This is a genomic window from Microcoleus sp. S13C4, from assembly GCF_036700865.1.
Lineage (GTDB): Bacteria > Cyanobacteriota > Cyanobacteriia > Cyanobacteriales > Microcoleaceae > Microcoleus.
Genome location: NZ_JAUBPS010000002.1, coordinates 119,978 through 135,234, shown reverse-complemented (window position 1 = coordinate 135,234; position 15,257 = coordinate 119,978). Strand labels below are relative to the sequence as shown.

The following is a 15,257-nucleotide window of genomic DNA, read 5'->3' as shown; positions in this document are numbered from 1 at the left end:
AAACCCCCGTCTCATGGACCCGATCGATTCTATCCTGTCAACCCATTCCGATTAGCTGTTGTCGTCAAAATGTACTCAACTTGAGCCGGAGTTAAAGTCGGATTGGCATTCAAAACTAAAGCCGCTACACCTGCTACTTGTGGCGTTGCAAAAGACGTGCCTGTTTCGATTTCATAATCGTCATCAGGAGTGGTAGAAAATATCTCTACTCCCGGAGCAACTAAGTAATCTAAAGGTCCCGAACCCGCCCGGTTCGAGGTGTCAGCCATCCTGCCGTTTATATCAATACTGCCCACGGCAATTCCCCAGCGATCGGCATTACGAGCTGGATAAGCTGGTTGGATGTCACCCAAATTTCCGGCTGCCATAACCACAACAGAGCCTTTGTTATTTGCATACTCAATTGCGTCATTCACCTGGGTGGAGGGGAAAAACTCATTTCCCAAGCTGAGGTTAATTACATTGGCTCCATTATCAGCAGCATAGCGGATTCCAGCAGCAACATTATTCAACTCGCCGTAAAGGGAGGCGGGCAACACTCTGACAGGCATAATCTTAGCATTGGGCGCAACTCCTGTGATGCCAAAATTATTTCGTTCCGCCGCGATCACACCTGCTATGTGAGTCCCGTGACCCTCGTAACTCATATCCATTGGGTTGTTGTCATTAGACACAAAATCCCAACCCCGAATATCATCAATATATCCGTTGCGATCGTCATCAATGCCATTTCCAGCAATTTCACCAGCGTTCCGCCAAATATTGCCATCCAAGTCAGGATGGGTGTAGTCAACACCACTATCCACGACAGCTACAACAATCCCATTTCCTGTAATGTTCTGATTCCAAACTTCCGGTGCATTTATGACATCTAGCGCCCAATTAGTTCCGCCCAAATCGGCAAGAGCAGGCAAAAGACTTGAGCGGTTTAAGGTGCTGGAAACTGCGGCATTTGCATTCACCAAACCGTAGCCGTAATTACTATTATAAACACCGTTAGGTGTTGTAATATCTGGCACTACAGGAACAGAGGTTGCAGAAAGATTCAGGTTGTAATTGGTAGAGCCTGAGAAGGTATAGACTTCGACATAGTAAGTTCCAGGCGCCAAATTGGGTACATTAATGACATCGGAGACTTGGCCACTATTAGCAGAGGAGTCAATAGTTTCACCAAGATCGACTACACGGTTGCGGTTTCTATCTTGAATTAGCTTTACTTCCCCTCTCAAACCGTCGAGACGCAGGTTAAAATTGCTCTTAGTATTGATATCGAATCGATAGAAATCCTTGGAATCTCCAACTCCGACAAAATCAGTTAAGCTGATGCTACCGTTCTGAACGCCAACAACATTACGAGCGGTCGAAAGAGAGTTACCTGGATCGGCGAAATTCAACTGGGAAGCAGATATCGTTCCTGTTAGCGGATCTGTGTTTGCGATCGCTGACTGTGCTTGCGGTTTGAGTTGAGCATCGCTCACAGAGTAACTGAAGTCAGCCCTGGCATCCGCTACAAGAAAATCCGCATTTTGTGTCTGTTGGTCGCTGCTGGATGCTGTGAGATTAGGAAAGCTAGATTCCGCACTATAGCTAGAAACATTGAATGGATCGATTGGGTTGAGCAAGCCGTTGTTCACCGGAAATACTGATGTGGGGAGATCGTTTGGCTGTTGAATGCAAAAAAGGCGATCGGTAGGATTCGTCTTGATGTCTAACATAAATTAAAAAAATTGTAAACTTCCAGAAATGTGACGTTGTTTGTAGTAAGGAGTTTAGTCATTAATCTCCTTTGAATAAGACTCTGCGCCCTCACTGCAAACGTATGAAACAATATTAAAAATTTTTAACTGAGGGCGTAGCTTACAAGTTGTAATTGAGATAATAATTCAAACTCCTGATAAGGTCAATTCATAAAAGTCATAACTTAAAGTCATAAAAGTCATATTTGTAAAAATATATTTCAATAAGTAGACAACCAATCAAAGTAAAGTTAAATCATGTATAAGATAAATACAGCAGTTTTCAGTTGCCCGATCGCAACGCAAAGGGTACTGGCTAATTGGTGAGTGGAAAGCTGAACCTCATCCCTGGGAAGTTGCTATTTTAGAAAAAAAGATGTGCAGAGCGTGTACAAATAACTTAAAACATGAAGTCATGACAGTAGAAGAAGCAATATTGTTTTTGGACAATCTGGTATACGAACAAACGGAAAAACACCTGAGTCGGTTGCAACAGTCGATAATTCGAGGCGTTGTAGGGGGTTTGACATACCAAGAAATTCAGCAAAACGAGCAGAAGTATGAAAGCAAAAGAACGTAAAACGATCTCGCGCTTTAGATACCCGACTTCTTAAATAAGTCGGGTATCTGGGTATTGTTTTTTTATGTGGGTCTACTTACTTGCCGCAATTAGCAAAAGTAGAGAACAAGTTATAACCTTGAACTTTCCATGCTTGCCATGTATTCCGGGTGCCAAAAAGAATCTGCATAGTTGCATCTCCATCCACGTAGCTTTGCCAACCTAATGCAGCAACAGTTGGGTACTGAGCTGGAAAATCCCCTAGCATAGGAGTTGCTTGCGGGCCTAGTTTCCATCCTACCTTTTCGCTAAATTCTTTAATTTCACCTTCGCAAGTTTTACAATTTAAACCGTTGCTCGTCTTCTGCCAAATCTCTAACTGCGGGGTCAAGCCGTATTTGTTATTGCTGTGTTGCATCCACAATTGGTCGATCGCGCGGAGGTTAGGACAAGACGTGGGGTTGTTGCGGAGTAGAGAGACGGTTTCGCGATCGGCGTCGTCCCATTTCTTAGCTTCTAATAAGGTTTGCAGTTGCCTGAATTCGCTGCTGGTTTCTTGGGCGCTAGCTGAAAAAGCTGGCTGCAAAACAGCAACAGATGCGGTGATGAATACTAGGGTCATTTTTCCAAACTTAAACATGATGCTCCTCCCAGTAAAAGTGATTTAACAAATGATTCGTTTTTAGTGCCTACCTCATTTAGAAGGGCAATCACAGGATTGCCCCTACGCTGGAGTTGGATCTAAAGCAACACAAAATCCGATTCAGTAATCGAACTATTCAACCCAGTCACCGTTGCCAAAACTTGATTAGTTGAGGCAACTTTTAGCAGCGTTCCTCCCGCAGTTTGGGTAATTTCTAACTGCTGGAAAGTCAAACCGTTATCGATCGCAAATTTATCGATACCCACCTCAAAATCAAGCACCGTATCCGAGCCCCCACCTGGAGTTAACAAAAAGCGATCGCTCCCGCTACCTCCAATCAGAAAATCGTTGCCATTTTCGCCGCTGAGAAAATCATCACCCAAACCGCCAAGCAAAGTATCATCTCCCTTGCCACCGTACAAACTATCATTGCCTGCACCGCCGTCCAAACTGTCAGCACCGCGGCCTCCAAATAGGATATCATCGCCACTGCCACCTGTCAGCGTATCGAGTCCCCGCCCACCGTAAATCGTGTCATTGCCGCCCCCACCATCGAGGGAATCACTAGCTTTTCTGGCACTGATAAAATCGTTACCGCTGCCGCCGATTAAAGTATCGCTATCATCAGTACCGACAAGATTTTTGCCCTCAGCGCCCAGAATTTCAGGAGAAGTATTGACAAGTTCCACATCACCTTGCACAACCGGAACAGCGGGTTGAGCCGGTGCTGGATTTCCTTGAATTTTGGCAGTTAAAAATTCGCCAGTATTTTCGGAAACTACCTGTGCGATTGGTTTTGTGCCAGCCGCCGCTTCTTCGAGGGCGATCGAACTTTCACCTAATGTCACCTTTTGGACTTTGGCAATTTCCGAAGGAATAAACTCAGGCAAAAAGTTAGATTTAACTTTATCCGTGCTTTGATTTGCCTCAACCATTACCTTCGCTGCTTCCGGGGTAATTTGAGAAAGCTGTTGAGTGTTGAGATTGGTGTCAATTTTTTTGACGTTGGCAACAGATTGCTGGATAATGCTTTCTACCTGTGCCGAATCGCTCAAATCCAGGGAACCACCGGATTTGATTTTACTGTTAATTGCCCCGACAACAGCTTTGACGATCGCACCATTATCAGCCGTAGATGCCCCGTCTATGAGGCTGCTGGTTTGGGTGATGACGTTTTGGACTTTTGTCATGGCGACTAGAGTTTCAACGCCGCCAGGCTCATTTTTGGCTGTAGAGGCGATCGGATCTAAGTCGATCAAGTCAACTCCCGCAGGAATAGACAGAGTAGATTTAACTTTTGACTCGGCTTCACTCTGCGTCATTCCCCCAGCCATCAAATCAGTTACCAAACTGGTTAACAGAGTAACAACAGTGGCATCCGCAGGCGCTGCAACAGGCGTTTCCAGCGGCAAACCCGTGCCCGTATCCGTCCCTCCAAAAGCTACTAAATTGCCTTCATCTGCATCGATTTTCCCATTTTTATTTTTGTCGAAAGTCTCCAAGGGAATATCGAGCTGATATTCACCGTTAAAGTCAGTAGTAGTTGATGGTTCGTTACTATCTTTAATGCCATTTTTGTTAGCATCTAGGAAGATGGTTGCACCGGAGATGTAACCATCAATAACGCAGCCTATACTAACGCTCGTCTCAAGAAGAGGATCGTCATCGTCATTATTGTAAGCGTAAACAATTGATGTAGTTAACCCGGAGTAATTGGGATCGGCGCTAACAGCAGGGTCGGCAATAATCATGTAATTTTGCTCTCCATCAACTACAAAATCATCAACGCCTCTTACGCTCACCATCTGCTCTTCATTCCAATTAGTAGAATTGAAGGTAACAGTTGGCCTGTCAATTACTCCTTCTCCCGCATTATTGGTACTAAAAGTAATACTCACATCAGCAGTAGGTGGGCTGTTGAGTTTGACAAAGAAGGGGGCTGTGCCACCTGCTTCCCAAGTGACTAAGAATCCCGCTGGTGCATTAATAATAATGTCTGGAGTTGCAAGTATCAGTGGGGGCGTCCCTAGTGTCGGCGTCACTGGCGTCACTGGTGTCGGCGTCACTGGCGTCACTGGTGTCGGCGTCACTTCTGCAGGCGTCGGCGTCACTTCTGCAGGCGTTGGCGTCACTTCTGTCGGCGTCGGCGTCACTTCTGTCGGCGTCGGCGTCACTTCTGTCGGCGTCGGCGTCACTTCTGTCGGCGTCGGCGTCACTGGCGTTGGCGTTGGCGTGACTGGCGTTGGCGTAGCGGACGTAGTTGGTGTTGGAGTTGGTGTTGGAGTAGCGGATGTAGTTGGTGTTGGAGTTGGTGTTGGAGTAGCGGATGTAGTTGGTGTTGGAGTTGGTGTTGGTGTCGGTGTTGGTGTTGGCGTAGTGGACGTGTTGCCAGGAGTGTCATCGTCTATAATCGTACCCTTAACGGTAGCAGTAGTAATGGTAGGTTTGGGGCCTGGTGCGATCGGATTTGACAAAGTAACAATAATGTCTTCATCGCTTTCTGGTAATGTATCCCCCAAGACATCGATAATCAGGGTTTTGGATGTTTCGCCCGGAGCAAAATCGATAGTGCCTTTGATACCAGTTGCCTCAGAAGTCCCGCCAATATTGTTGTAATCGCTGCCGTTAGTAGCATTGCCAGTAATGTCATAATTAACACTGCTGCTAAATGTAGTATTGCCGCTGCGAGTCACCGTGAAAATGGGATTTTTTACACCCGTGTTGCCTTCAGTATCGCTAGCACCATTGATAGTAATAGCGTAAGAAACGGCCTGATTAGCGTCTGAATCGTTGAGCAAAACCCTGATATCTCCAAGGGTGTTGCCAACTATATCGGCCTGGTTATCTGCGTTAAGGTCTACTATTGCAGGGTTGAGACCAGTGTAGGGAACCTCGTCGTAAGTGTTGAAGCCGCCCGTACCATCTCCCCACAAAATGAAGGTCGAAATGACATCAGAAACTGCTAAATCAAGTTTGCTATCAGCATTAAAGTCTGCCAGGGTAAGTGAAGAGGGGTTCACTCCTCCATAAGCACTGGTGGTAGAACCAAAGCTGCCCTTGCCATCTCCGAATAAAATAGAAACGCTGTTTGAGCCGCTATTTGCAGTTACTAAGTCAAGGTTGCCGTCGTTGTTCACGTCTCCCACATCTATAGAAGTGGGGGATTTTCCTACATCAAAGTTCGTGGCTTTGCCGAAACTACCTTTGCCATCTCCCAACAGTACGGAAATATTATTAGATGTCTGGTTTGCCGTTGCTAAATCGAGCTTGCCATCGCGGTTAAAGTCTGCCACAACGATGTCCATGGCGGGAAATGTTCCCACACTAAAGTTAGTGGGTTTGCCATAGCCGCCCTTGCCATCTGCCAACAGTACGGAAATGTTGTTAGAGTCGGAGTTAATAGTAACTAGGTCAAGCTTGTCATCGCCGTTAAAGTCTCCCCAATAGACGAAGGTGGAAGACGAACCCAAATCAAAGTTGGTGGCCGGACTAAAGCTGCCTTTGCCGTCTCCTAATAAGACAGAAAAGTTTTTAGAACTCAAGTTAGTAATGCCTAAATCAAGCTTGCTGTCACCATTAAAGTCTCCTGCAGCAAAGTCGTAAGGAGCTACCCCTAAATTAATTTTGGGGCCAAAGTTAAATGTGCCATTGCCATTTCCAAAGACAATGCCAATGTTGTTTGACGAAAGATCCATAGTGGCTACGTCAGGCTTACCGTCACCGTTAAAGTCTCCGGCGGTGATATTGGTGACGTAGATTTCTGGATCGTAGTCATTAATTTTAAAGAGTGAGAGAACGTGGCTGTAAGCAGCCAATACCTCTGGTTTCAAGGCTAAAGGTGTTTTGATTTTTCCGGTTTTGATTTCGAGTTCCCAATCGCCGCCCTTGGCTGCACTTCCTGTCAGATTCTGAGAGGCGGCAACGCTGGCTCCGGTTAGTTCGCTTAGCCTTTTGACAAAGGCCATACCTGTGTCGCCTGCTGCTACTTGGCAGCCATAAAGCAGAATTTCTGGTTGAATTATTTCTTCCGCAGGGCTTGGGGATAGCGAATTTTCGATCGCGCCCATTTGTGTCGAAAACCACTGCTGTAAAGAAATGCGATCGCACTCGATGCTGTCTGCATTCAAGTTGCTGCTGCCCAATTGCAAGCAGCCCGGCGCTCCGTGGGAAATTATGTGAATTGCGGAGACACTGCGATTTTGCAAGGCTTCTGCAATTTGTTCGATGCCGCTGCGACGGGCATCTAGTTGAATGACTTCGGTTTCTGGACGAATACCGTTGGCTAAGACTTGGGATTCGGGTACGGCGCTGTCGATAAATGCGATCGACTTTGTAATTGTTTGAGTGATTGAGTTTGGCATGATACACCTCTAAAGATTTTAGTTAAATTGGGTACAGTCAAATTTGCGATGCGCTAATGTGGCAATGTACTCTCTAGTTAAAAGTTGTACTTGATATAGTTGCACGAACTACTTAAAACGTCAATTCATAAAATTCATAACTTAAAGTCATAAAAGTCATATTTGTAAAAATATATTTCAATAAGTAGACAAGCTAGCAAATTTTAGAGCAATCATATATAACAGAAATCGAGTGCTAGAAAAATGCGTGGCTCCTGTACAAATCACTTAAAATATGAAACTATGACGGTAGAAGAAGCAATAATTTTTTTGGACAATCTGGTATACGAACAAACGGAAAAACACCTGAGTCGGTTGCAGCAGTCGATAATTCGAGGTGTTGTCGGGGGTTTGACGTACCAAAAAATTCAGCAAAACGATCCGATCGCCCGCGGCTACACAGTGGGCTACCTGGGGCGGTATGTCGGCTACAACTTGTGGAAAGACCTCACCAAGGTACTGAAGCAAGCAGGAATTATTGGACAAGAAGAAAGAGTAGTCGGAGCAAATCTTTGGGACTGCATCATGAGAGCTGTAGAAAAAGGCACACAACCCGCTAATTATGTCGATCCGATCTTGCAAAAACTGCTGCAGATGCGTTACCGAATCAGAGAACATTTGGTCAGCACTGAGTACAGCGATACATATCTGGCTGAAGATGAAAATTTGCCCGATCGACCTTTATGCCTCGTCAAGCGCCTCAAAAGCCAGTGTGAGAGAACCAGGCACCTATTCGATCGAGAAACGCGGCTTTTATATCGATTGGGTCAACACGATCGGATACCAGAATTGTTAGCTCGCTTTGAAGAAGATGGATATTTTTATTTAGTCTATCAATTCATCGAAGGGCAACCCTTGTATCAAGAACTAATCGAAGGTAAACCTTGGGAAGAACATCAGGTTATTGATTTGTTGAAAGATATCTTGGAAGTCCTTGTCTTTGTTCACAAACAAGATGTAATTCACCGCGACGTTCACCCTCAAAACTTAATCAGGCGCACATCTGATAACAAAATTGTATTAATTGACTTTGGGGCAGTTAAAGAAATCAACACTTCACTAAACAGTATCGGTCAAACGAAATCGCGCGGTGGGACTCAGCAAGATTATATTCCTCCCGAACAAGCCATCGGTTCCCCGAAACTGTGCAGCGACATCTATGCTGTCGGGCTCATCGGGATTCAAGCCTTGACAGGAATGCGCCCGAAACAACTCAGAGTTGATAATTTAGGCAATCTTATCTGGCAGAAAAATGCAACTGTTACCCCGGAGTTGGCTCGCGTTTTAGACAAGATGGTGCTCTACGCTTTCCCCCAGCGTTACCCGTCAGCAACCGAAGCTTTGCAAGCAGTTCAAAACTTGGGAGTTAGTTGACTGTTGTCTGTTGTCAGTTGACTGTTGACAGTTGACAGTTACCAAATCCGACTTTAATATCCCCTCTTTAGTCCGCGCAGGCGGACTTTGTTTTTGTAGTAGCGGTTTCAAGCGCCGAGTCTTATCTGTTCTGCCGATCGCATTTCCCACAGCCACAGCAGCCGCTTGACAATCCGAGCGATCGTGTTGCCGATTGACTAATCCGCTACTATTACGCCTTGATGTACTGAGTAAAAACACTCGGTCTTGCCGAGCGATCGGGCGCTAATTTCCGAGACCGAAGGGACAACGAACAAGCAACAAGGAATTTTTTGTTTTAACTTACCAGCAAGAAAAATTATTGAATTCTGCCGAATGCCTTCTACATAAGAGCCTTCAACCTTCAGTTGACTATATCTCTAAAGTTAGATAAAATAATTCATATTTTATGCTTAGCGGTTTTAAGAAAGTCTTAAGCAGCTTTGTATAGTGGGCAACAATATGACTACAGTATTTATTGTTACCTTAGATACGTAGAAACCCAAATAACTTGAGGGATCGAGAAATTGGAACTTTTTGAACGAGCACAACAACTGCACAGGCCCTCAACCCGAATGGCAGCAGTTCAGTCTTTTTCCAAAAAAGCGAGTATTGCAGTAATCGCGATCGGCTGTACAGTCCTTTTGGGTTGGATATTCCATCTGCAACTGTTAAAAAGCATTCTGCCCGGACTCGTGACCATGAAAGCCAATACTGCGATCTGCTTTATTTTGGGCGGGTGTTCTCTGTTCATCCAACAGCGGCGGCGCGTAGAATTAAGGGCAAGAAAGCATCAAAAAAATCCTAATTGTTTAATTTATAGCTGTTCATTTTTAATTATATTAATTAGTCTATTAACCCTAGTTCAATATACTTTTAATTTAGACTTAGGCATCGACCAACTGCTCTTTGAAGAAAGTTACACCTTGACAAGCGCCGGAATACCAGGACGCATGGCTCCGAATACTGCTGGTGCTTTTTTATTGCTGGGAACAGCGCTGCTGCTGCTGTCAGAACGTCGCCCTAAATACTTGCGGATTCAAATCTTAAGCTGTTGTGCATTTTTAATTGCATTTACGGGTTTGATAGGCTACCTCTACGACAAAGCTTTATTTTACCAAATTGGCAATAATACAGGGATGGCTTTGCACACCTCCGCAGCATTTATGTTGCTGAGCGTCGGCATTTTATTTGCCAGCCCAGAGCGAGGATTGATAGCAGTAATGACGAGCGATCGCGCGGGCGGCATCATGGCGCGGCGCTTGTTACCACGGGCAATTATTATCCCGCCTTTAGTAGGTTATTTCATCCTCTCGGGAGAGCGGTTACAAGCCTACACGCCGGAGGTAGGGATATCGCTGTTAAGCGTATTGAACGTGATTATTTTTACAGTTCTGATTTGGCAGAATGCAAAAACTCTCTGCACGGCCGACCGGAAGCGCTATCGAGCGGAACTGGGACTTAGGAAAGCTAAATTAGACTTAGAAACTCAAGTTGAGAAACGGACTATCCAACTGCAACTCGCCAATGAGCAATTGCAGGAGCAAATTTTCGACACTAAAACAACTAAGCAGGCACTTCAAAAAAACTACAACCTGTTGCTTGCCGTCATCAATAGTACGCCGGCCGCCCTATTTGTCAAAGATATTCAGGGCCGTTATCTGATGCTAAATGCTGCGGGAGCTAGTATAATTGGCAAGTCTGTAGACGACATTATCGGCAGAGATGACAGCGAGTTATTTCCGCCGGAAATTGCGGGGAATATTTGGAAAACCGATCGCCCAATTATGACAGCCGGCCAAACGCAAGCGATCGAAGAAGACCTGCCAGTCAAAGGAAATTTGAGGACATTTCTTTCTACAAAAAGTGCTTACCGGGACGGAGTAGGAAATATTAGCGGTATAGTTACCATTTCGCGGGATATTACTGAGAGCAAACAAGCCGAAATCGCTAACAGAAGTCTGGCAGCAATTCTGGAAGCAACGCCGGATTTTGTAGGTATCTGCGACCTCGAAGGACGCGCGGTTTACATCAACAAAGCAGGCAGAAAAATGGTGGGTATAGACGAAAACGAAGATATATCCAACCGACAATTTCCAGAATTCACCGCAGCGTCAGCCCGCAGCACTTTGAATCAAGCGATCGCCACTGCTGTTTCCGGGGGCGTTTGGAGCGGAGAAACCGCCTTCGTGTCAGCCTCGGGACTTGAAATTCCCGTCAGCCAAGTCATCATCTCCCACTCCGCACCGGACGACAAACTCACATACATTTCGACGATCGCCCGCGACATTAGCGATCGCTTCCAAGCTGAAAAAGCGCTGCAACTGTCTCAAGCTCGTTTCGCCGGCATTGTAGAAATTGCCGACGATGCGATTATTTCGGTGGATGCTGAGCAAAAAATTATCCTGTTTAACCAAGGTGCAGAAAGGATTTTCGGGTGGAGTGCAGCAGAGGCGATCGGACAATCCCTGAGCCTGCTTTTGCCCGAAGCTTTTGCCGCCTCTCACCGCCACCTCGTCAGCAATTTCGGCGCCGGCGTTAAACAAGCCCGAAAAATGGGCAACCGCAAAGAAATTTTCGCCCGCCGCCGAGACGGTACAGAATTTCCCGCCGAAGCTTCTATTTCCAAACTCGAAGTGGCAGGCGAAATCATATTCACAGCTATTTTGCGCGACGTGACAGCCAGCCGGCAAGCCGAAGAATTTGTGCGCCTGAGCGAGGAAAGATACCGATCGCTGGCAATGGCCACCGCGCAACTGGTATGGACGACAGACGGCCAGGGAAAGCCGATCGCACCGATCGACTGGATGGCATATACGGGTCAAAGTTGGGAGGAAGCTACAGACAATTGGACTTCGGCAATTCACCCAGACGATCGCCCGATCACGGCGCAAGCTTGGATGCGCGCAGTCGAAGCAAAAAGTCTCTTCGAGGTCGAGCACCGTTTGCGGGCTGCAGACGGTAGCTACAGACACTTCTGGGTGCGCGGAGTTCCAGTTTTAGCAGCAGACGGCAGCATTCGCGAATGGGTGGGCACTCACACCGACATTAGCGATCGAGTCCAAGTTTTGGAAGCACTCAAGCAGTCAGAGGGACAGTATCGATCGCAAGCAGCCGAGCTCGAAAAAGCTGTCCAGGAGTTGCACCAAACTCAAACTCAACTAATCCAAACCGAAAAAATCTCTTCTCTCGGGCAGCTAGTCGCCGGCGTCGCCCACGAAATTAACAACCCGATTAACTTCATCTACGGCAACATCACCCACGCCAGCCAATACGCCACAGACTTGCTTGGTTTGCTCCACCTTTACCAGGAAAAATACCCCAATCCCGTCCCGGAAATTGTAGAAGCAGCCGAAGATATTGAAGTTGATTACTTAATGGAAGACTTTACGAAGATTTTGGAATCAATGAAAGTAGGAGCCGATCGCATCCGCGACTTAGTTGTATCCTTACGCAACTTTTCCAGACTCGACGAATCGCAGATGAAGCGAGTAGATATTCACGAAGGAATCGAAAGCACTTTGCTAATTTTGCAGCACCGGATCAAAGCTAATGTACTTCGTCCCGCTATTGAGATTATCAAAGAATACGGCAATTTTCCCAAAGTGGAGTGCTATGTAGGTCAGCTCAATCAAGTATTTATGAATCTTTTAGGAAATGCGATCGACGCCCTCGAAGAGTACAACAGCACTCATGCTTCAAAAGAAATATATTCTCGCCACAACCGAATTCGGATTAGCACCAGTGCGAATTCAGACACAGTAACAATTCGCATTGCCGACAACGGGGTGGGAATCAATCAAGAAGTTATTCACAAGTTATTCGACCCATTTTTTACGACTAAACCCGTCGGCAAAGGCACAGGGTTGGGACTGTCAATCAGCTATCAGATTATAGTTGAAAAACACCGAGGCAAATTGCAGTGTATTTCCACGCCCGGGGAAGGTGCAGAGTTTGTCATCGAGATTCCCATTTGCCAGGAAGTATCAGCGCTGGCTGCGGAAAACACAAAGGAAATGGTCAGCATTCATTAGTCATTAGACTGTTGACTGTTGACTGTTGACTGTTGACTGTTGGCAGTTGGCAGTTGGCAGTTGATAGTGGGCAGTTGATCGTTGATGGTGGTCATTAATCATAAATTTCTCAACGTCTCCCCGTCTCCCCATCTCCCGTCTCCGTCGCTCGATCGCCCTAAATTGAAATAATTCTTTACAATAAAAAAGTAACAATCCAATTAACTTTGACAAAATCCCTTGAAAATGCCTGTAAACCAACTTTCTCCAACAACAGCCTCCACGCAAACACCGACACTCGACTTTGACATAGCTATCGTCGGAGGCGGCATAGTCGGGGCCACATTAGCCAGCGCTTTAAAAGATTCTGGATTGAAAATCGCTATAATTGAAACCCAACTCCCCGCCGCCGCCGCCGCCAAAAAACAAGCCTATGCAATCACCCTGCTATCAGGAATGATCTTAGAAGGTATCGGCGTGTGGCAGCAAATCTTGCCGCAAATCACCACCTTCGAGCAAATTAGCCTCTGCGACGGCGACTATCCCGGCGTCGTGGAATTCCACCGCCCGGATTTGGGAAATACTGGCAATTTGCCCGTACCAAAAGCAGCTTTAGGTTACGTTGGCGAGCACCGAGTAATGCTGTCAGCTTTGCAGGAATCTTTGGAAAAAAACCCGAATTTTAGCTGGGTTTGTCCGGCGGAAGTTGTCGAGGTAAAATATTTAACCGATTGCGCGGAAATAGAAGTCAAACAAAATGGCGAAACTCGGACAATTCGCACCAAATTATTAGTCGCAGCCGACGGTTCGCGATCGCGCATCCGCACCGAAGCCAACATCAGCACTCGCGGCTGGAAATACTGGCAATCCTGCGTTGCTATCACTATTAAAGCAGAAAAACCGCACAATGATATCGCTTTTGAGCGCTTTTGGCCGAGCGGCCCGATGGGAGTTTTACCATTACCTGGGAACCGCTGTCAAGTAGTTTGGACAGCACCCCACGCGGAAGCAAAAGCTTTGCAACAAATGGATGAAACAGAGTTTTTGACTTTGTTGGAACAGCGCACGGGCGGGCTTTTGGGGCGTTTGGAATTGGAGAGCGATCGCTTTTTGTTTCCCGTGCAGTTAATGCAGAGCGATCGCTACGTTTTGCCCAGATTAGCACTAATTGGCGACGCGGCCCACTGCTGCCATCCCGTGGGCGGCCAGGGATTAAATATGGGCATTCGAGACGCAGGGGCGATCGCCCAAATCTTGCAGCAAGCGCACCAAAAAGGCGAAGACATCGGCGATTTGCGAGTATTGAAACGGTATCACAACTGGCGGAAAAAAGAGAATTTAATCGTGTTAGGATTTACCGATTTTCTAGACAGATTATTTTCCAATACTTGGCTGCCAATTGTAGCATTTCGCCGCTTTGGATTGTGGTGTTTGCGGACAATTCCCCCAGTGAGGTTTTTAGCCTTGCGCTTGATGACCGGTTTAATGGGCCGGCCACCAGAATTAGCGCAAAATTAGAAGAAACCCGGTTTTTTACCATTTATCCTGTAGGGGCGGTTTTTACTCACAATATTTTCCGAAAACCAACAATCTCATAAACCCGCCCCTATCGACTAAATTCATCAGCGTCCATCAGCGTATATCCGCCGACATCTGCGGTTCACAAACTTTAGAAACCGGGTTTTTTCCCATCTCTTCGCCTGTAACCAAATATTCTCGAAAAAACCCGGTTTCTGGCCACCCATCGAATCATGGTAAAATAAACATCCGTGTTACTGACAACTCCCCACAATGGAAGAAACCCGCGCCCAAGCTTATCTACAATTGATTGAGACACTCCTGAATTGCCCCAACGGTGAGGAACCGGAGATTTTACAGGCTAACTCAGAATTATTGGATCGCGGATTTCTGCAATTTTGCGAGGTAGTAGCAGAAAACCTGGCAGGGGAAGGATAGAAAAATGGGACTAATTAATTTTTTACGAAATCTTGCCAGTCAACTAGGGCAATTCTTGTGGAGAAATGATGAGGGAGATAGCGATCGCTCCGAAGGTGAAAAGCCCCAAGAGTATGGAAAGTTTATCCTAGACTTGTTGCAAGCAGAAAAAGATAGCAAGAGCGATATTAAAGTAATTAACCCCATGCTGGTCGAGCGGCAACATCTCCTCAATGACCGTTTTGCCGAGATTTTACAGCAAGTGGCCCAGTATTTAATTGCTGAACATCCCGAAGCAATGGAATCTATTCTCGGCGACATGGGAAACTTGAGTATTCATATTCGTGACTTTCCGCTGGGGAAAAGAGCGAATAATCTTGAAATTGCCATTACTGGTTATCAAATACTTTTAAATAATTGGGAACCGGGAAGCGAAAATTGGGCAAGGACGCAAAATAATCTGGCAATTGCCTACGCTGAGAGAATCAGGGGAGAGAAAGCTGAGAATATCGAAGTTGCGATCGCATATTTCACTGCTGCATTAACCGTCTACACCCGCGATGCCTTTCCCGAAAAATG

Annotated in this window: 9 protein-coding genes and 1 pseudogene; 6 read left to right on the top strand and 4 right to left on the bottom strand. The window is 46.1% G+C overall.

What is annotated here, in order from left to right:
- Positions 1–29: 29 nt before the first annotated feature.
- Complete coding sequence (locus QT996_RS01890; RefSeq protein WP_333044189.1) at positions 30–1,715, bottom strand: S8 family serine peptidase; 1,686 nt, start codon at positions 1,713–1,715, stop codon at positions 30–32.
- Positions 1,716–2,151: 436 nt separating this feature from the next.
- Between QT996_RS01890 and QT996_RS01885 the strand changes: the two genes are divergently transcribed.
- Positions 2,152–2,316 (top strand): hypothetical protein, encoded by a 165-nt coding sequence (locus QT996_RS01885; RefSeq protein ID WP_333044188.1) that lies wholly within the window; start codon positions 2,152–2,154, stop codon positions 2,314–2,316.
- A 76-nt stretch (positions 2,317–2,392) separates the two neighbouring features.
- Here QT996_RS01885 and QT996_RS01880 read toward each other — a convergent pair whose 3' ends face one another.
- Positions 2,393–2,935 (bottom strand): GUN4 domain-containing protein, encoded by a 543-nt coding sequence (locus QT996_RS01880; protein WP_333044187.1) that lies wholly within the window; start codon positions 2,933–2,935, stop codon positions 2,393–2,395.
- A gap of 101 nt (positions 2,936–3,036) precedes the next feature.
- On the bottom strand, positions 3,037–7,299 hold the full coding sequence (locus QT996_RS01875) for a DUF4347 domain-containing protein (RefSeq protein ID WP_333044186.1): 4,263 nt from the start codon (positions 7,297–7,299) through the stop codon (positions 3,037–3,039).
- Between the two features lie 282 nt (positions 7,300–7,581).
- Here QT996_RS01875 and QT996_RS01870 point away from each other — a divergent pair, with 282 nt between their 5' ends.
- Positions 7,582–8,712 (top strand): serine/threonine-protein kinase, encoded by a 1,131-nt coding sequence (locus tag QT996_RS01870; protein WP_333044185.1) that lies wholly within the window; start codon positions 7,582–7,584, stop codon positions 8,710–8,712.
- Here the strand turns inward: QT996_RS01870 and QT996_RS01865 are convergent.
- Positions 8,665–8,952 (bottom strand): hypothetical protein, encoded by a 288-nt coding sequence (locus QT996_RS01865; RefSeq protein WP_333044184.1) that lies wholly within the window; start codon positions 8,950–8,952, stop codon positions 8,665–8,667. The two genes, QT996_RS01870 and QT996_RS01865, sit on opposite strands and share 48 nt — an antisense overlap.
- Before the next feature lie 353 nt (positions 8,953–9,305).
- Here QT996_RS01865 and QT996_RS01860 point away from each other — a divergent pair, with 353 nt between their 5' ends.
- The 4 genes and pseudogenes from QT996_RS01860 to QT996_RS01845 all read left to right on the top strand — a co-directional run.
- Positions 9,306–12,764 carry a PAS domain S-box protein gene (locus tag QT996_RS01860; protein WP_333044183.1) on the top strand — a complete coding sequence of 1,153 codons (3,459 nt, stop codon included), beginning with the start codon at positions 9,306–9,308 and terminating at the stop codon, positions 12,762–12,764.
- A 225-nt stretch (positions 12,765–12,989) separates the two neighbouring features.
- Positions 12,990–14,261, top strand: coding sequence for an FAD-dependent hydroxylase (locus QT996_RS01855; RefSeq protein ID WP_333044182.1), 1,272 nt, complete (start codon positions 12,990–12,992; stop codon positions 14,259–14,261).
- A gap of 273 nt (positions 14,262–14,534) precedes the next feature.
- A complete protein-coding gene (locus QT996_RS01850; protein WP_333044181.1) occupies positions 14,535–14,699 on the top strand; it encodes a hypothetical protein in 165 nt (54 codons plus the stop codon).
- A gap of 4 nt (positions 14,700–14,703) precedes the next feature.
- Positions 14,704–15,257 (top strand): annotated as a pseudogene (locus QT996_RS01845) (hypothetical protein); the annotation flags it as partial.